At 74.2% G+C, this 18,795-nt stretch carries 8 protein-coding genes; all 8 read left to right on the top strand.

Annotated features, from left to right (window positions below; genetic code table 11):
* The first annotated feature begins 11 nt into the window (after nt 1-11).
* The 8 genes from BLW76_RS21280 to BLW76_RS21245 all read left to right on the top strand — a co-directional run bounded on the left by BLW76_RS21280 (nt 12) and on the right by BLW76_RS21245 (nt 18,775).
* Nucleotides 12-4,367, top strand: coding sequence for a type I polyketide synthase (locus BLW76_RS21280; RefSeq protein ID WP_091310080.1), 4,356 nt, complete (start codon nt 12-14; stop codon nt 4,365-4,367).
* An 8-nt stretch (nt 4,368-4,375) separates the two neighbouring features.
* Nucleotides 4,376-13,423, top strand: coding sequence for a type I polyketide synthase (locus BLW76_RS21275; RefSeq protein ID WP_208613348.1), 9,048 nt, complete (start codon nt 4,376-4,378; stop codon nt 13,421-13,423).
* Nucleotides 13,424-13,457: 34 nt separating this feature from the next.
* On the top strand, nt 13,458-14,300 hold the full coding sequence (locus BLW76_RS21270) for a 3-hydroxyacyl-CoA dehydrogenase family protein (protein ID WP_091310075.1): 843 nt from the start codon (nt 13,458-13,460) through the stop codon (nt 14,298-14,300).
* Nucleotides 14,301-14,328: 28 nt separating this feature from the next.
* A complete protein-coding gene (locus BLW76_RS21265; protein WP_003066161.1) occupies nt 14,329-14,580 on the top strand; it encodes an acyl carrier protein in 252 nt (83 codons plus the stop codon).
* Between the two features lie 3 nt (nt 14,581-14,583).
* Nucleotides 14,584-15,723 (top strand): acyl-CoA dehydrogenase family protein, encoded by a 1,140-nt coding sequence (locus tag BLW76_RS21260; RefSeq protein ID WP_091310073.1) that lies wholly within the window; start codon nt 14,584-14,586, stop codon nt 15,721-15,723.
* Nucleotides 15,720-16,784 carry an HAD-IIIC family phosphatase gene (locus tag BLW76_RS21255; RefSeq protein ID WP_091310071.1) on the top strand — a complete coding sequence of 355 codons (1,065 nt, stop codon included), beginning with the start codon at nt 15,720-15,722 and terminating at the stop codon, nt 16,782-16,784. The genes BLW76_RS21260 and BLW76_RS21255 overlap by 4 nt, the downstream gene beginning before the upstream one ends.
* The gene (locus BLW76_RS21250; RefSeq protein ID WP_091310069.1) at nt 16,781-17,530 is read left to right on the top strand and encodes a thioesterase II family protein; all 750 of its coding nucleotides are present in this window, start codon (nt 16,781-16,783) and stop codon (nt 17,528-17,530) included. The genes BLW76_RS21255 and BLW76_RS21250 overlap by 4 nt, the downstream gene beginning before the upstream one ends.
* A gap of 147 nt (nt 17,531-17,677) precedes the next feature.
* Entirely contained in the window at nt 17,678-18,775 is a 1,098-nt protein-coding gene (locus tag BLW76_RS21245; RefSeq protein WP_091310066.1) for a hypothetical protein, read from the top strand.
* Nucleotides 18,776-18,795 lie beyond the last annotated feature (20 nt).

Raw genomic sequence — 18,795 nt, 5'->3', positions numbered from 1 at the left:
GGAGTTCGGTTATGACCGGCGAAGACAAGCTTCGCGACTACCTGAAGCGGGCGACGGTCGAGCTCGCGGGCGCGCGCCGCCGGCTGGCCGAGTACGAGGCCCGCGAGAGCGAGCCCATCGCCGTGCTCGGCATGGCGTGCCGGTTCCCCGGCGCGCCCGACGTCGACGCGTACTGGCGGCTGCTGCGCGAGGGCCGCGCCGCCGAAGTCGGCGACGTGCCCGACGGCCGGTTCGACCACGCGCCCGGCACCGGCCGCCGCGGCGCCTTCCTGTCCGAAGTGGACGGCTGGGACGCCGGGTTCTTCGGCTACGCCCCGCAGGAGGCGCTGCGGATGGACCCCCAGCAGCGGCTGCTGATGGAGCTGGCGTGGGAGGCGATGGACGACGCGGGCACGCCGGCGCCGCGGCTGCGGGGCAGCCGCACCGGCGTGCTGCTCGGGTTCTCCGACGCGTTCCAGTACGGCCAGGTCGAGGCGGAGCGCGAAGGCACCGGCGTGTACGCGGACCCGTACATGGGGCAGGGCAGCCTCGCCAGCGTCGTCGCCGGGCGGCTGGCCTACCACTTCGACCTGCGCGGACCGGCGTTCTCCCTGGACACGGCCTGTTCGTCGACGCTGGTCGCGGCGCACCTGGCGGCCCGCGCGCTGCGGGCGGGCGAGTGCGACTACGCACTCGCCGGTGGCGGGTTCCTGGCGTTGCACCCGTTCCTGTACGTCTACAGCAGCCGCAACGCGCTGCTGTCGCCGACCGACCGCTGCCACACGTTCGACACGAGCGCCGACGGCTACATGATGGGCGAGGGCGGCGGGATGGTGCTGCTGGCCCGCCTGTCCGACGCCCTGCGCGACGGCCACCGCATCCGCGCGGTGATCCGCGGCTCGGCGGTCAACCAGGACGGGCGCAGCAACGGCCTGACGGCACCCAACCGCGGCGCGCAGGTCGACGTGATCCGCCGCGCGCTGGCCGACGCCTCGGCCGAACCGGGCGACGTCGACTTCCTGGAGGCGCACGGCTCGGGAACACCGCTGGGCGACGAGATCGAGCTGGGTGCGCTGGGCGACGTGTTCGGCGAGCGGCCGGCTTCCCGGCCGCTCGCGGTCGGGGCGGTGAAGACGAACATCGGCCACACCCACACGGCGGCCGGGATCGCCGGGCTGATCAAGACGGTGCTGGTGCTGGAGAACGGTGAAGTGCCGGCGAACCTGCACATGACCGACCCGGCGGAGCAGGTGCTGGCGAACCCGGCGGTGCGCCCGGCGGCGGCACCGGCGCCGCTGCCGGACCGGGGACGCCCGGCGGTGGCGGGGGTGAGTTCGTTCGGCTGGTCGGGCACGAACGCCCACCTGGTGTTGGCGGCGGCGCCGGCTTCCGACCTGCCGCAGCCGGTCGTGAGTGAAAACGCGCGTTCCAACCCGCCTTCCCACTCACGACCGGTTGCCGAGCTGCTCCCGGTCTCGGCCGCGTCGGCGGCCGCGCTGAGCGCGCAGCTCACGCGGCTCAGCGAGCGCACCGAGGTGACCCTCGCCGACCTCGCGCACACTCTCCGCGAAGGGCGGGCCCACCTCGACCACCGCCGGGCCGTCGTCGCCACCAGCCTCGACGATGCCGCCCGGCAGCTCACCTCCGCGGCGCAGGCCCCCGGCGTCCACCGCGCGCCCGGCACCCCGAAGGTCGCCTTCCTCCTGCCCGGCGTCGGCGACCAGTACCGCGGCCTGGCCACCCAGCTCTACCGTGACGAACCCGTGTTCGCCGCCGCCGTCGACGAGTGCTGTGCCATCGCCGCCGAACGGTGTGGGGTCGACCTGCGGGGCGCCTTCTTCGCCGCGCCCCGGGCCACCGGCTCGTCGTTCTTCGGCGACAGCCCGGAAGACGAACTCCTCGACCGCGCCGAGGTCGCCCACCCGCTGCTCTTCACCGTCGAGTTCGCGCTCGCGCAGCTGCTCGCCGCCCGCGGTGTCCGGCCCGGCCTGCTCGTCGGGTACAGCCTCGGCGAGTACGTCGCCGCCTGCCTCGCCGGGGTCTTCACCCTCGCCGATGCCTTGTACGTCGTCACCGGACGGGCCCGGCTGATCGGGCAGGCACCCGCCGGGCGGATGCTCGCCGTCGCCGCCGGGGCCGACCAGGTTGCCGCCTCGACGACGTCCGCGACGGACATCGCCGCCTTGAACGGCCCGCAGATGACCGTCCTCAGTGGAGCGCCGCACGACGTCGAAGCCGCGGCCCGGCACCTCAGGGACGCCGGGCTCGCCGCCCGGGTCCTGCGCTCGGCGCACCCGTTCCACTCCAGCCTGCTGGAACCCGCCCGCGAGGAGCTCGCGCGCCTGGTCGCCTCCGTGCCGCGGCAGGCACCCGAGATCCCGATCGTCTCGAACGCGACCGGCACCCTGCTCACCGACGCCGAAGCCGTCGACCCGCAGTACTGGGCCGCGCACCTGTGCCGGCCCGTCCGGTTCGCCGACGGCGTCCGGTACTGCGCCGCCCAGGACGTCGACGCCTACGTCGAGCTCGGCCCCGGCCAGACGCTCGGCGGCCTCGTCCGCCAGAACCTCCCCGCCGCTCGCCCGGCCGTGCTCGGCACCCTCCCCGCACCCTGGCCCGCCGAGGACCGCCCCGCCGAGGGAATCGCGCTCCTGGAGACCCTCGCGCGGCTGTGGGAACTCGGCGTCGACGTCGAGATCCCGCGAAACGGCGGCCGCACCGTGAGCCTGCCCGGCTATCCCTTCCAGCGCACGAAGTTCTGGCCCCCGGCGACCCGCACCCGGACCGAGCCGGCCGCCGAGTCGGGCCGGCTCTACGCCCCCGTCTGGCGGCTCGACCCGACCCGGCCCACGGCCGCCCCGCACGGCTCGCTGATCACCACGAACCCCGAGCTCGCCGCGCTGGCCACGCGGGCGGGCCTGACCGTCGGCACCGACCCGGCCCGGCTCCCGCAGCCGGTCCACGTCGTCCACGACGGCGGCTTCGACGACCTCCTCCGGACCGTCCAGGCCCTCGACGGCCACGACGTCCGCCTGCTGACCGTCACCACCGGCGCGGCCGAGATCACCGGCGGCGACCTGACCGATCCGGACGCGGCCGGAGTGCACGGCCTCGGCCGCGGTGTCCGCGCCGAGTACCCGGGCCTGCGGTGGCGCGGCGTCGACGTCGAACCCGGCACCCCGGCCGGGTGCCTCCTGGAGGAGCTGGCCCGCCCGTGGACCGACGACGCCGCGGGAGAACCGGTGCTCACCGGCTGGCGCGGCGGCCGCCGCCGGCTCCAGGAGTACACCGAGATCACGCTCGACGACGTCACCCCGGACTGGGGCGGCACGCACGTGATCACCGGCGGCACCCGCGGGCTCGGCATGATCGTCGCGAAGCACCTCGCCCGCCACGGCGCCCGCCGGCTCATCCTGATCAGCCGCAGCGGCGAGGCGGACAAGAGCGATCTCGCGGAACTGAACACCGAGGTGCTGGTGCTCAAAGCCGACGTGGGCGACCCCGATCAGCTGCGAAAGGCACTGAACGAAGCCGGAGGACCGTTCGACTCGATCGTGCACGCCGCGGGCCTGCCCGGTGGCGGGCTCGCCCAGCGCCGCACCGCCGAGGACATGCACCGGACCCTCGCCCCGAAGGTCGAGGCGGTCGGCCCGCTCCTCGCCGCCCGGCCGCGGCGGCTGGTCCTGTTCTCCTCGATCGTCACGGTCGTCGGCGGCATCGGCGAAGCCGACTACTGCGCCGCCAACAGCGTCCTCGACGCCCACGGCGCCGCACTGTCCACTGCGGACACCCAGGTCGTCACCGTCGCGTGGGGACACTGGCAGCACGACGCCTGGGCCGACGCGGCCACCGGCGAAGCCCGGCTCGCCTACCGCCGCCGCTACGGCTTCACCGCCGAAGCCGGCTGCGCGATCCTCGACAAGCTGGCCGGGAACGGCGTCCGCGGCACGGTCGTCGCGCTGCGCCAGGACCTGCCGGCGGCGCGCCGCGAGCTGGCCGCGCTCAACGACCTCGGCGGGCTCCTCGAAGCGGCACCGGCGCCGCAGGCGCGGTACCCGAGGCCGCCGTTGCGCACCGAGTACGCCGCCCCGCGCGGCGAGCTGGAAACCGACATCGCCGGTGTCTGGGGCGAGTTCCTGGGCATCGACGCCGTCGGCGTGCACGACCCGTTCTTCGACCTCGGCGGCAACTCGCTGGTCGGCATGGCCATGGTGGCGGCGCTGGAGAAGCGCCTCGGCCGCCCGATCGCGCCCGCCGTCCTCTTCGGCCACCCCACCGTGGCCGCCTTCGCCGCCGCACTGACCGACACCGACGCCCCCGCCCCGCGGGCGGCCACCACCGGATCCGCGCGGGGCCAGCGCCGCCGCCTGGCCGGCACCCGGAAATGAGGGACACCGTGACCGACAGCAGCATCTCGCCCGCGGACATCGCCGTGGTCGGCATGGCCGGCCGCTTCCCGGGCGCCGACGACGTCGGCGCGCTCTGGGAGACCGTCCGCGCCGGCCGCTCCGGCATCACCCGCTTCACCGACGACGAGCTCCTGAAGGCGGGCGTCCCCGCCGACCGGCTCGGCGACCCGGCCTACGTCAAGGCGGGCGCCGTCGTCACCGGCGTCGAGGAGTTCGACGCGGGCTTCTTCGGGATCAACCCGAAGGAGGCCCAGATCCTCGACCCGCAGCACCGGCTGTTCCTCGAGCACAGCCAGCACGCGCTGGAAGACGCGGCGTGCGACCCGGCGCGGTTCGACGGCGCGATCGGCGTGTTCGCCGGCTGCGCGTGGAGCACCTACCTGACCCACAACCTCACCCCGGCGAACGCCGCCCGCGAGATGGGCGAGATCGCCATCGCCCTCGGCAACGACAAGGACACCCTCGCCACCCGCGTTTCGCACACGCTCGGCCTGTCCGGCCCCGCGTTCGCCGTCCAGAGCGCGTGCTCGACGTCGCTGGTCGCGGTGTGCGTCGCGGCGAGCAGCCTGGCGAACTTCGAATGCGACGTCGCGTTGGCCGGCGGCGTGTCGATCGGCGTGCCGCACCGCGTCGGCTACCTCTACCAGCAGGGCGGCATCGCGCCGCCGGACGGCGAGTGCCGCGCGTTCGACGCCGCGGGCCTCGGTGCCCCGCTCGGCGGCGGCGTCGGCGTGGTGGCGCTGCGCCGCCTGGAGGACGCGCTCGCCGACGGCGACCGGGTGTTCGCGGTGCTGCGCGGCTGGGCGGTCAACAACGACGCCGGCCGCAAGGTCGGCTTCACCGCGCCCGGCGTCGAAGGCCAGGCCACCGTGATCGCCGAGGCGCTCGCGGCGGCCGGGCTGGAGCCGGCGGACATCGGGTACGTCGAGGCGCACGGCACCGGCACCGCCCTGGGCGACGCGGCCGAGATCGCCGCCTTGCAGCAGGTGTTCGCGGGCCAGTCGCTGCGGATCGGCTCGGTGAAGACGAACGTGGGGCACCTCGACCGCGCCGCCGGGGTCACGAACCTGATCAAGGCGGCCCTGTCCCTGCACCACGAGGAGATCCCGCCGACGCGCAACCTCGGCACGCCCAACCCGCAGCTCACCGCGGGCGGCGCCGAGCTGACCGTGGTCACCGAGCGCACGCCGTGGCCGCGCACGGACACCCCGCGCCGCGCCGGCGTCAGCGCGTTCGGCATCGGCGGCACCAACGCCCACGTCGTGCTGGAGGAGGCGCCGCTGCTCTCCCCCACGACGGCGACCGGCCCCGAGCTGCTCGTGTGGTCGGCGCGCTCGGCCGCCGCCGCCGACGCGGCGACCGCGAACCTCGCCGCCCACCTCTCGGACTCGGGCGACGCGCTCGCCGACGTCGCCCACACGCTCCAAAGTGGACGCACGACGTTCGGCCACCGGCGGATGCTGGTCGCGGATTCGGCAGGCGAAGCGGCCCGGCTGCTGGCTTCGGGGGCGGCGTCGGCTTCGAGCGACGCGGGCACCGGCCGTCGCGTCGGGTTCCTCATCGCGGGCACGGGCGAGCAGTACCCGGGCCTGGCCGCGGAGCTCTACGAGACCGCGCCGGTGTTCCGGGCCGAGCTGGACCGCTGCCGCGCGCTGCTGGGGACGTCCGTCCTGGACGAGATGCTCGGCGCGCGGGAAGGCTCGGGCGGGCTGGCCGCGTTGCTGGGCCGCGGCGGGCGCGGTGACCGCGCGGGCGACCGCACCGAGGTGCTGCACCCGGCGTTGTTCGCCGTCGAGTACGCGCTGGCGCAGCTGGTGCGCTCGTGGGGCGTCGAGCCGGCGGTGCTGGCCGGCTACAGCCTCGGCGAGTACGTCGCCGCGTGCCTGGCCGGGGTGCTCTCGCTCGAGGACGCGCTCGCGCTGGTGACGTACCGGGCCGAGCTGATCGCGGGGCTGCCGGGTGGGGCGATGGCGGCCGTGCCGCTGCCCGTCGAGGACGTGCGGGCCCGGATCGAGGGCCTGGACCTCGACGTCGCCGCGCTGAACGGGCCGCAGCTGACCGTCGTGTCCGGCACGGCGTCCGCCGTCGAGGCGCTGCGGGCGTCGCTGGGTGACATCCCGTGCCGGCCGCTGGCCACCACGCACGCCTTCCACTCGCGGCAGCTCGCCTCGCTGCGCGACGAGCTGACGGCGTGGGTGTCCGAGAACGTCACGCTGTCCGCGCCCGCGATCCCGTACGTGTCGAACGTGACCGGCGAGCTGGTCACCGAGGCGCCCGAACCCGGGTACTGGGCCGAGCACCTGTGCGCGCCGGTCCGGTTCGACGACGTCCTGGCCACGGTGCTGGCCGACGAAGACACGGTGCTGCTGGAGCTGGGCCCTGGCCGGTCGCTGGGTGCGATGGTGCGGGGACACCGGGCGTGCGCGCCGTCGCGCTGGGCGTCGGTGATCCCGACGCTGCCGGGCGCCGACGACCCGGCTTCGGCGTCGGTGGCCCTGACCGAAGCGGCCGGCCGGCTGTGGCTGGCGGGGGTGGAGCTCGACTGGCCGGGCGTCCGCGGCGGGCGTGCCGCGCGGCGGGTCGGGTTGCCGGGGTACCCGTTCCAGCGGTCGCGGTACTGGATCGACGCGCCGGGCACGGTGACGCCTTCGGTTCCGCAGCTCGCTGCGGAGCCGGACGAGCACGTCCAGCTCCTGACGCCGGCGTGGCGGCCCGCCCCCGCGGCGGCGACCGGGACGACGGGCCGCGTGGCGATCCTGCCGGACTCGGGCGGGGTGGCCGCGGCACTGACGGCGCTGCTCGACGACGTGGTGGACGTGGCCGAGGCGGACACGGTGGTGGACCTGTCGGTCCTGGACGTGGACGACGACGTGGCGGCGGTGCACGCGGTCTCCCGCACCCTGGCCGCGGCGGCGGGCGACGGCTCACGCGCGGTGCGGGTGCTGGTGGCGACCCGGGCAGGACAGGCGGCGGGTGTCGCGCGTCCGGAGTCCGTCGACCGCGGCCCGGCAATGCGCCCCAATGTGGCGTTGGTTGCGTCAGACGCACCGAACGCCACATTGGGTGCGTCCAACGCACCGAACGCCACATTGGGTGCGTCCAACGCACCGAACGCCACATTGGGGCGCTTGGGGCGTACGGCTCCGGCGGGCTTCTCCTCTCCCGGCCCGGTGCGCCCCGCGCAGGCCGCCGTTGGCGTGCTTCCCGTTGTCGCGAACCAGGAGTACCTGAACCTGGACGCCGGCACCGTCGACCTCGACGCCGCCCACAGTCCCGCCGAAGCCGCCGCCGTGCTCGCCGCCGAACTGCGGGTTCCCGGCACTCCGCTCGTCGCCTACCGGGGGGATCAGCGGCTCGTTCCCGGCTATCGGCCCGCCGAACCCGCCGCCGCGCCCGGAATCCGCGCCGGCGGCAGCTACCTCGTCACCGGTGGCCTCGGCGGTGTCGGCCTCACCGTCGCCGAACACCTCGCCACCCGCGGGGCGGGCAAGCTCGTCCTGGCCAGCCGCGGCGGAGGCACCGACGCGGCCGTGGCCCGGCTCCGCGCCCTGGGCGCCGAGGTCCACACCCCGCGCGTGGACGTCACCGACCCCGCCGCCGTCCGCGCGCTGTTCGCCGAACACCGGTTCGACGGCATCGTGCACGCCGCCGCCGACTCCGGCCCCGCCGGGTTCCGGCCGCTGTCCGAAGTGGACGAAGCGGCCGTCGCCCGGCACTTCGGCGCCAAGGTCGGTGGGGCCCGCGTGCTGGCCGCGGTCCTGGACGAGCTGCCCGAGCGTCCCGAGTGGACAGTGCTCTTCTCCTCCACCTCGGCGCTGCTCGGCGGTGTCACCTTCGGCAGCTACGCCGCCGCCAACGCCGCGCTGCTCGCCGAGGCCCACGGCCGCCCCGGCTGGATCGCCGCCGCCTGGGACACCTGGCCCGGCACCCTCGAACGGCTCGATGCCCGGCTCGGCGCGTCCATGGCCAAGCACGCGATGACCCGAGCCCAGGCGCTGGGAGCGTTCGACCGCCTCACCGGCCCGGCCGTGATCGTCGCCGCCGGCGGGCTCGGCGAACGGCTGCCCGGCGCGGCGAAGCCCACCCCGACCACCACCGCCGACCGGTTCCCGCGCCCCGACCTGCCCCAGCCCTACACCCCGCCGATGACCGCCACCGAACGCGGGCTGGCCGAGGTGTGGTCGTCCGTGCTGGGCGTCGAACCCGTCGGCACCCGGGACAACTTCTTCGACCTCAACGGCAACTCGCTGCTCGCCCTCCAGATGCTCGCCCTGGTCAAGGAGCGCTTCGGCGTCGCCATCCCCACCGTCACCCTGTTCGAACTGCCGACCGTCCAAGCCCTCGCCACCACCCTCGACGACCAGGCACCGGCCCAGGTCACCGCGCCCGTCGCCACCATCGCCGACGACGACGAACTCGACCGGCACATCGCCATCGTCGGCATGGCCGGCCGGTTCCCCGGCGCCGGGACGATCGACGAGTTCTGGCGCAACCTCTGCGACGGCGTCGAGTCGATCACCTTCTTCACCCCGGACGAGCTCATCGCCGCGGGCGTCGACCCGGCGCAGGTCCGGGACCCGGCGTACGTGCCGGCGCGGCCCGTGCTCGACGACGTCACCGGCTTCGACGCCGGGTTCTTCGGCCTCAGCCCGCGCATGGCCGCGCTGACCGACCCGCAGCAGCGGCTGTTCCTGGAGGTCTGCTGGGAAGCCCTCGAACAGGCCGGGTACGCGAAGCCCGGTGAGCGCGGCCGGGTCGGCGTCTTCGGCGGCTGCAACCTCTCGACGTACCTGCTGGGCATCGCCGGGCAGTTCACCTCCGACGCCGACGCCAGCATCTACGAGCTGGTCATGGGCAACGACAAGGACGCCCTCACCACCACCGTGTCCTACCTGTTCGACCTGCGCGGCCCGAGCATGGCGGTGCAGACGTTCTGCTCGACGTCGCTGGTCGCGGTGCACACGGCGATGCGCAGCCTGCGGGCGGGCGACTGCGAGATGGCGCTGGCCGGCGGGGTCTCGGTCCGCGTGCCCGACCGGATCGGGCACCTGCACTCCCCCGGCGGCCAGGAGTCGCCGGACGGGCACGTGCGCACCTTCGACGCCCAGGCCCACGGCAGCATGTTCGGCGACGGCGCCACCGTCGTCGTCCTCAAGAAGCTCGGCGCTGCCCTGCGCGACGGCGACCACATCTGGTCGGTGATCCGCGGTTCGGCGATGAACAACGACGGCGCGCTCAAGGTCGGCTACACCGCGCCGAGCGTGGGCGGGCAGTCGCGGGTGATCGCCGACGCCATGGCCGACGCGCGGGTCGCCGCCGAGGACGTCGGGTACGTCGAGGCCCACGGCACCGCGACCGAGCTCGGCGACCCGATCGAGGTCGCCGCGCTGACCCGGGCGTTCGGGGACACCGCCGAAAAACAGTACTGCGCCCTGGGCTCGGTGAAGCCCAACGTCGGGCACCTCGACCGCGCCGCGGGCACGGCCGGGCTGATCAAGGCGTCGCTGGTGGTCCGCGAGGGCCTGATCCCGCCGACGCTGCACTACACCGCGCCGAACCCGGAGATCGACTTCGCGCACAGCCCGTTCCGGGTGGCCGCCGAACTCGCGCCGTGGCACACCGACGTCGGCCGTCCCCGGATCGCCGGGCTGAACTCGCTGGGCATGGGAGGCACCAACGTGCACGTCGTCGTCGAACAGCCGCCCGACCGGCCCGCCACGATCCCGGGCGACCCGGACACCGAACGCCGTTACCAGGTCCTGCCGGTCTCGGCCCGCACCGCCGACGCCGCGGACGCGGCCGCCCGCCGGCTCGGCGAGCACCTCGCCGGTACGCCGGACGCGCGGCTGGCCGACGTCGCCTTCACCCTCCAAGAGGGGCGCAAGACGTTCGAACACCGGCGCGCCGTCGTGGCGTCCGATGTGGACAGTGCGGTCGCCGCACTGGCGGCCCCCGCGACCCGGGTGGAACCGGTGCAGGACCGGCCGGTGGCGTTCCTGTTCGCCGGCGTCGGCGAGCAGTACCCCGGCCTGGTCGGCGAGCTGTACCGGCGCGAGCCGGTGTTCCGCGCCCACCTCGACGACTGCCTCGGGCACGTCGACGGCGACCTCGTCACCGGCGAACGCGGCGGCGGGCCGAGCCTGGCCGCGCTGCTCGGCCGTGGCGGGGACGCCGACCCGCGCGCCGAGCAGCTGCAGCGCACCGAACTCGCGCAGCCGCTGATGTTCGCCGTGGACTACGCCCTGGCCCGGACCCTCATGGACTGGGGGCTGCGGCCCGCCGCGATGCTCGGCTACAGCCTCGGCGAGTACGTCGCCGCGTGCCTGGCCGGGGTCCTCTCCCTCGACGACGCCCTCGCGCTGGTCGCCAAGCGCGCGGAGCTGATCGCCGCGCTGCCGGGCGGGGCGATGGCCGCGGTGCCGCTGCCGGTCACCGAGCTGGAGACGCGCTTCGACCTCGCGGGCCTCGACATCGCCGCGGTGAACGGCCCGGACCTGGTCGTGGTGGCCGGGGAAACAACGGCCGTCGAGCGGCTTGCCCAGGACCTGCGGAACGAAGATGTCCCGTGCCGCCCGCTGCGCACCAGCCACGCGTTCCACTCGCGGATGCTGGCGCCGGCCGCGGCGGAGCTGACCGCGTGGATCACCGCGAACATCACGCTCAGCGCGCCCGAGCTGCCCTACCTGTCCAACGTCACCGGCGGCCAGGCGACCGCCGAGCTGGTCACCGACCCGGCGTACTGGGCGCGGCACATGTGCGAGACGGTCCGGTTCGCCGACGCGGCCACCGAACTCCTCGCCGACGAGCACCTGGCCGTCGTGGAGATCGGCCCCGGGCCGTCACTGGGCGCGCTGCTGCGCGGGCTGAGCCCGGCGAGCCGCTGGCCGCTGATCACCGCCACGCTCCCGGCCGCGGACGACCCGCGGCCGGCCGACGAGGTGCTCACCGACGGCCTGGCCCGGCTCTGGCTGCTCGGCGCCGGCCTCGACTGGTCCGCCTACCACGGCCGCGGCACGGCAACCCCGGTCTACCGCGGCACCGCCCCCGGCCGGGTGCCGCTGCCGACCTACCCCTTCCAGCGGCAGCGCTACTGGATCGAGGCGAAGCCGGCCACCGGGACGGCCCGGGTCGAGACGCCCGCGGACGGCCCGCTGGAGGAGTTCGACCGGATCCCGCTGCTGCCGGAGGAGCAGTGGATCAGCCTGCCCACCTGGCGCCAGACCTCGGCCGCGCCCGCCACGCCGCGGCCCGCGTCCTGGCTCGTCTTCGCCCGGCCCGGCCGCGCCGAAGACGTCCTCGACGGGATCCGCCGCACCGGCGACCCGGTGACCGTGGTCCGGCCGGGCGCGGGGTACCGGCCGGGCCCGGACGCCACCGTCCGCCCCGGCGACGTCGACGACCTGCTGGCGTTGCTGCGCGACCTCAAACGCGGCGGCACCCGCCTCGACCGCGTCGTCCACCTGTGGAACCTCGACGACGACTCCCTGCTGCTCGGCCTGCACACGCTCGTCGCGCTGGCCCGCGCCGCCGGCGAGCTGGGCCTCGGCGGCTGGACCCTGGACCTGGCCGCCACGGGCACCCAGCGCGTCCTGCACGACGGTGAGCTGCGGCCCGACGCGGCCACGCTCACCGGGCCGAACCTCGTGATCCCGATGGAGTACCCCGGTGTCCAAACGCGACTGATCGACGTCGACGCGGCCGCCGGCGCCGCCGCGGTGGTCGCCGAACTGCACCGCCCCGCGCCCGGCCGCACGGTCGCGCTCCGCGGGTCGCGGCGCTGGCTGCCCGGCTACGAGGTCCTGGCGCCGCACCCGATCGAGCAGGCGGCGGGCGTCCTGCGCGACCAGGGCGTCTACCTGATCACCGGCGGCCTCGGCGGGATCGGGCTGGCGATGGCCGGGCGGCTGGCCCGCGACAGCCACGCGAAGCTGGTGCTGTTCGGCCGCCGCGGTCTCCCGCCGCGCGAGCGCTGGGCCGGGATCGCCGACGGCACCGACGAGGTGCCCGGCACGATCCGCGACCGCGTCGCCCGCGTGCAGGAGATCGAGGCCCTCGGCGGTGAAGTGGTGGTCGTCGAAGGCGACGTCGCCGAGGAGGCAGACGTCCGGCGCGCGGTCGCCGTGGCCGTCGAGCGGTTCGGGGGCCTGCACGGCATCCTGCACACCGCGGGCGTGCCGGGCACCGGGCTCATGCAGTTCAAGGAGCCCGGCGACGCCGACCAGGTCCTCGCGCCCAAGCTGCCCGGGTCGCGGGCGCTCAGCGCGGCCACCGAAGGGCTGGACCTCGACTTCCTCGCGCTGTTCTCCTCGATCACGTCGGTCACCGGCGGTGGTCCCGGCCAGGTCGACTACTGCGCCGGCAACGCGTGGCTCGACGCCTACGCCGCGCACCACGGCGGCCGCACGGTGTCGATCTCCTGGGGCGAGTGGACCTGGAACGCCTGGGACGAAGGGCTTTCCGGGTACGAGGAGGACATCCAGACCTACTTCCGGGAGCACCGCGCCAAGTTCGGCATCGACTTCGAGCAGGGCTGGCGCACGCTGCTGCGGGCACTGGCCTCGGGCGAACCGCACGTCGTCGTCTCCACCCAGGACCTCCCGGCCGTGACCAACGTGGCGGCCCGGTTCAGCGTCGACGCCGTGACGTCGGCCGCGCACGGCGGCTCGACCGCCGACCGGCACCCGCGGCCGGACCTCGTCACACCGTTCCAGGAGCCCGAGGGCGACGCCGAACGCGCCGTGGCCGAGGCGTGGTGCGACGCGCTGCGCCTGGACCGCGTCGGCGCGGCCGACAACTTCTTCGAGCTCGGCGGCACGTCCCTGCTCGGCATCTCGCTGCTGGCCACGCTGCGCACGGCGTTCCCGGACGCGGAACTGCCGCCGCACATCATCCACGAGGCCCCGACCGTCGCCGCGCTCGCGAAGATCGCCGCCGGCGGCCCGGAGACCCCCGAACCCGCACCGGACAGCCAGGCGCAGGGACAGCTGCGCCGCTCCGGCATCAAGGCCGCGGCCGCCCGACGGCGCCGGGCCTGAACGACAACCTCCGCACAGCAGAAAGGGAACAGTCATGGCAGTCACGGGAGTGGTGGGCGCCGGCGTCATGGGCATCGGCGTCGCCCAGGACTTCGCCGCCGCCGGCCACGAGGTCGTGCTCGTCGACAAGGACGAGCGCATCCTCGAGGAGGCGCGGGCCGCGATCACGCGCAACTGCCGGCTCAGCCGGCTCATGGGCGGCCCCGCGCTCGACGCGGACGAGATCCTCGCCCGGATCACCACCGCGGTCGGCCTGGCCGCGCTGGACAAGACCGAGATCCTCGTCGAGAACGTGACCGAGGACTGGGACATCAAGGCCGCCGTGCACGCCGAGCTCGACGAGGTCTGCGGCCCGGACACGGTGATCATCGCCAACACCTCGGCCGTGCCGATCACCCGGATCGCGTCGGTCGGTCGCAATCCCGGACGCGTCATCGGCGTGCACTTCATGAACCCGGTGCCCCAGAAGCCTGTCGTCGAGCTGATCCCGGGCTTCCACACGACGCCGGAGACGATCCTGCGCACCCGCGAGCTGCTGACCAGCATCGGCAAGCGCTGGGTCGACGTGAAGGACGCCTCGGGCTTCGTGTCCAACCGCGTGCTCATGCTGACCGTCAACGAGGCCGCCTACCTGGTGCACGAGGGCGTCGCCACCGCCGAGTCCGTCGACGAGGTGTTCCGCGGCTGCTTCGGCCACCCGATGGGCCCGCTGGAGACCGCCGACCTGATCGGCGTCGACACGATCCTCTACAGCGTCGAGGTGCTCTACGAGCACTACGCCGACTCCAAGTACCGCCCCTGCCCCCTGCTCAAGCAGATGACCGACGCCGGCCTGCACGGCCGCAAGTCCGGCCGCGGCTTCTACACCTACAGCTGATTTTTCCAGACACAGAAGGAGAACCACCATGTCCGAGACCACCGGCGACATCCTCGCCTTCATCACCGGCCGCTTCCCGCAGGCCGAGATCACCGCGACCGAGGACATCTTCTCCCTCGGCTACATCAACTCCCTGTTCGCCATGGAGCTGGTGATGCACCTGGAGAAGACGTTCGCCGTCACCATCCCCAACGAGGAGCTGCGGATCGACAACTTCCGCACCGCGGCGGCGATGACCGAGCTGGTCGGCCGCCTGCGCCCGGCCGCGACGGTGGGCTGAGCCGTGCCGGAGGTACTCACCGCGGTCCGCGCGCCCGGCCGCGAGGCCGCGCGGGCCTTCGTGGACGAGCACATCGTCCCCTTCGCCGACGCGTGGGACAAAGCCGGGCAGATCCCCGAAGACCTCTTAGATGGGTTGGCGCGCGCTGGGTTGTGGGCGCCGTTCCTGCCGCCCGCGCTCGGCGGGTTCGGCCTCGACATGGTCACCCTCGGGGAGATCCACGAGGAGGTCGGCCGCGGCTGCTCGTCGGTGCGCAGCCTGCTGACCGTGCACACCATGCTCTCCTGGGCGTTGCTGCGCTTCGGCACCGAGGCGCAGCAACACCGGTGGGGGCCGGAGCTGGCGAGCGGACGCGTCCTCGGCGCGTTCTGCCTGTCCGAGCCCGGGGCGGGCAGCGACACGGCCGCGATCACCACCACGGCCACCCCCGAAGGCGACGGCTGGCGGCTCGACGGCCTCAAGAAGTGGACCACCAACGGGCAGCGCGCGGATCTCTTCCTGGTCTTCGCGAAGGGCCCGGCCAGCACGATCGCGCTGCTCGTGCCGCGCGACGCACCCGGCGTCACGGTCACCCCGATCGACGACATCCTCGGGACGCGGTCGTCGATGCTGGCGTCGATCTCCTTCGACGGCGTCCGGCTGGGTCCGGACGCCCTGCTCGGGCCGAGCGGGTTCGCCTCCGGCATGGTCCTCACCGGCACGCTCGACCTCGGCCGCTACAGCGTCGCGGCCGGGTCGGTGGGCATCATCCAGGCCTGCGCCGACGCGTGCGCGGACTACACGAGCCGGCGCACGGTCGGCGGCACGCCGCTCAAGGACCTGCCGCTGATCCAGGCGAAGCTGTCGGACATGGTCACCGACGTCCGCGCGGCCCGGCTGCTGCTGGCCGAGGCCGGCCGGCTCAAGGACCGCGGCGACTCGGCCACGATCATGGCCACCTGGGTGGCGAAGTACTTCGCGTCGGTCGCGGCCGCTCGCCACGCGTCGGAGGCCGTGCAGGTGCACGGCGCCAACGGCTGCAGCACGGACTACCCCGTGGCCCGGTTCTACCGGGACTCGAAGGTCATGGAGATCATCGAGGGCAGCACCGAGATCCAGCGGATGACCATCGCCGCCGAGGCCTACCGGAAGCAGGTACCGTGACCAGTCTCCTTTCCCCGGCACCCGTCAAGCCGGTCCAGGGCAAGATCAAGTGCGTGGTGTGGGACCTCGACAACACCGTCTGGGACGGGGTTCTCCTGGAGGACGGCGACGTCCGGCTGCGGCCGTGGGTGGTCGAGCACGTCAAGCGCCTCGACGCGATGGGCGTGCTGCACTCGGTCGCCAGCAAGAACGATCACGAAGCCGCGATGGCGAAGCTGCGCGAGTTCGGGCTCGACGAGTACTTCCTGTTCCCGCGCATCTCGTGGAACGCGAAGTCGGTGTCGATCGGGCAGATCGCCCAGAAGCTCAACCTGGGGCCGGACGCGTTCGCGTTCGTCGACGACCAGGAGTTCGAGCGTGCCGAGGTGTCCTTCGCGCTGCCACAGGTGACCACTGTGGACATTCTCGAAGCCGACGAGGTGCTGCGGCGCCCGGAGTTCGCGCCGCGGTTCGTCACCGACGAGTCGGCGCAGCGGCGCGGGATGTACTTCAGCCAGCTCGCCCGCGACGACGTCGAGGCGGACTTCGCCGGCACCGGCGAGGACTTCCTGGCGAGCCTGGACCTGCGGTTCACCATCGCGCCGGCCCGGCGGGAGGACCTGCAGCGGGCGGAGGAGCTGACGGTCCGCACCAACCAGCTCAACTCGACCGGGCGGACGTACTCCTACGACGAGCTGGACGCGTTGCGCTCGTCTTCCGACCACGTGCTGCTGGTGGCGTCGCTGACCGACAAGTTCGGTTCCTACGGCAAGATCGGCCTGGCGCTGCTGGAAAAGGGCTCGCCGGACTGGCGCCTGAACATGATGCTGATGTCGTGCCGGGTGATGTCACGCGGGGTCGGGACGGTGCTGCTGGGCCACGTCATGGGCCTGGCCCGCGCGGCGGGCGCGGGACTGCGCGCGGACTTCGTCGAGACCGGCCGCAACCGGATGATGCAGATCACCTACGCGTTCAGCGGGTTCCGCGAGGTTTCGCGCGAGGGCGCGCACGTGGTGCTGGCGGCGGACCTCGCCGAGATCCAGGAGCCGCCGGGGTACGTGACGCTCGAGGTGGAGTCGTGACGACGGCCGTCGCGAGCCGCTGGCTGCCGTTCCCCGCGACCGCGGGGAACGTGCGGCTCTACTGCCTGCCGCACGCGGGCGGCTCGGCGTCGGCGTTCCGGTCGTGGATCGGCCGGCTGCCCGGGGTGACGGTGTGCCCGCTCCAGCCGCCCGGCCGGGAGACGCGCCAGCGGGACACGCCGCACACGTCGATGTCTTCGTACGTCGCCGATCTGGCGGACTTCGTGCTGTCGTCCGACGGGGCGCCGTACGCGGTGTACGGCCACAGCCTGGGGGCGCTGGTCGGGTTCGAGCTGGTGCGCGAGATCGCCCGCCGCGGTGCTTCGCTGCCGGTGCACCTGGTGGTCTCGGGCTGCCCGGCCCCGCAGTGGCTGACGCCGGACGACCCGATCGTGGCCGGCATGGGCGACGCGGAGATCGTCTCCCTGCTGCGCACGTTGGGTGGGACGCCGGAGGTGTTCCTCAACGACCCGCGGGTGTTGCGGCTCATCCTGCCGCCGATCCGGGCGGACCTGACGGTGAAGAACACCTACGGGTACGTGGCCGGGCCGCCGCTGGAGGTGCCGGTGACGGCGCTGGCGAGCACGTCGGACGTGCGCGCGAGCGTGGAGTCGGTGCTGGCGTGGCGGGAGCAGACGGTGCGGCCGTTCCGCGGGCACGTCCTGGACGGCGGGCACTTCGCGGTGCTGGAGCAGGAGGACGTCACCCTGGCCCACTTGGCGGCCACTCTGCGACCCTACGCCTAACTGCCACATCATTGGGGCACTTAAGCGTAGGGTCTCCGAACGTGGTGGGTCCGCTGCCAATACCCCTGGCGGCGGGCCCATCACCCATGCCGAACCCGCACCCGCGCGCGGCTGGAACGTGACCTTCCGCTGGCAGGGTTCCCGCTCATGAGAAGACTCGGGGGAATCCTGGCGCTGTCGCTGGCCGCGCTCGCGGCTTGCTACCCCGGACACCTGCCACCCGGTGACCCGGTCGGCGCGCTGGGTTTCGCCGTGCGCCCCGGCGCGGTCCAGCACCCGGCGCCGCAGGCCTCGAGCTCGGCCTACGGCGGCCGGCTGACGCTGGTCCCGGCCGGCGGCTGCGTGCTCGGCTTCCTCCGGTATCCGGACGGCAACGGCGGCCACGTCCCGCCGACCTGGCTGGGCACGGACGGCTGCACCCGGCTCGTGCTCGACCAGGTGCCGAACCAGGTCCCCGAGCAGGCCGCCTTCGCCGTCGTCGCGGCCGTACCGGGCCCGGACGGGTCCCTGATCGGGCTCGGCCCGTGGTTCTCCCGGCGGGACCGCTCCGGCGCGGTCGTCCGGCTCTTCCAGCCCGGCTCCGGCTGGTGGGCGCGGGCGCTGGTCCGCGCGGGCCGGAACCTGGTCGGCGTCGGCGTCCGCGACAATCCCGGTGGTAAGGCCCAACCGGTCGCGTGGGTGTCCGGGGACGAGGGCCGCACCGCGCACGAGATCGAGCTGCCACGGGACCGGCCGGCCTACTGGGAGCCCCGCGCCATCGCGGCCGAGGGTGACCGGGTCCTCGTGGCCGGCTCCGCAGGCTCGGGCGCGCGGGTGTGGGCCTCCGAGGACGCGGGCGAGACGTGGACGGTGTCGGAGGTCCCGGTGCGGGCGAGTGACGTCGTCGTCACCACGGTGCTGAGGACCGGCGGAAAGTGGCTGCTGGCCGGGCTGTCCGCAGCCGGCCCCCTGATCGTGACCGGCGAACCCGGCAACTGGCAGCTCCAGGACCACGCAACGCTGGGCGACGGCCGCATCAGCGGCGGCACGCTCGACAAGGCGGGCAAGCCGGTGCTGGTGGGGGAATACGCCGAGCGGGACCGGCTCGGCTCGAGCCGGACCTGCTCGGTCGTCTGGACGCTCGACGCCACCGGCTGGCAGCGCGGCGAACTCGGCTGTCCGGAGGACCCGGTCAGCGCCGCACTACGCCTCCCGGACGGCCGGGTGCTCCTGGCGAGCCGCCGTGACCTGTGGATCCGGCCCTGACGGGTCGGGGCCGCGGCTCG

Origin of the sequence: Amycolatopsis tolypomycina, from assembly GCF_900105945.1 — a bacterium.
GTDB classification, from domain to species: domain Bacteria; phylum Actinomycetota; class Actinomycetes; order Mycobacteriales; family Pseudonocardiaceae; genus Amycolatopsis; species Amycolatopsis tolypomycina.
This window is presented reverse-complemented; position numbering and strand designations above follow the sequence as displayed.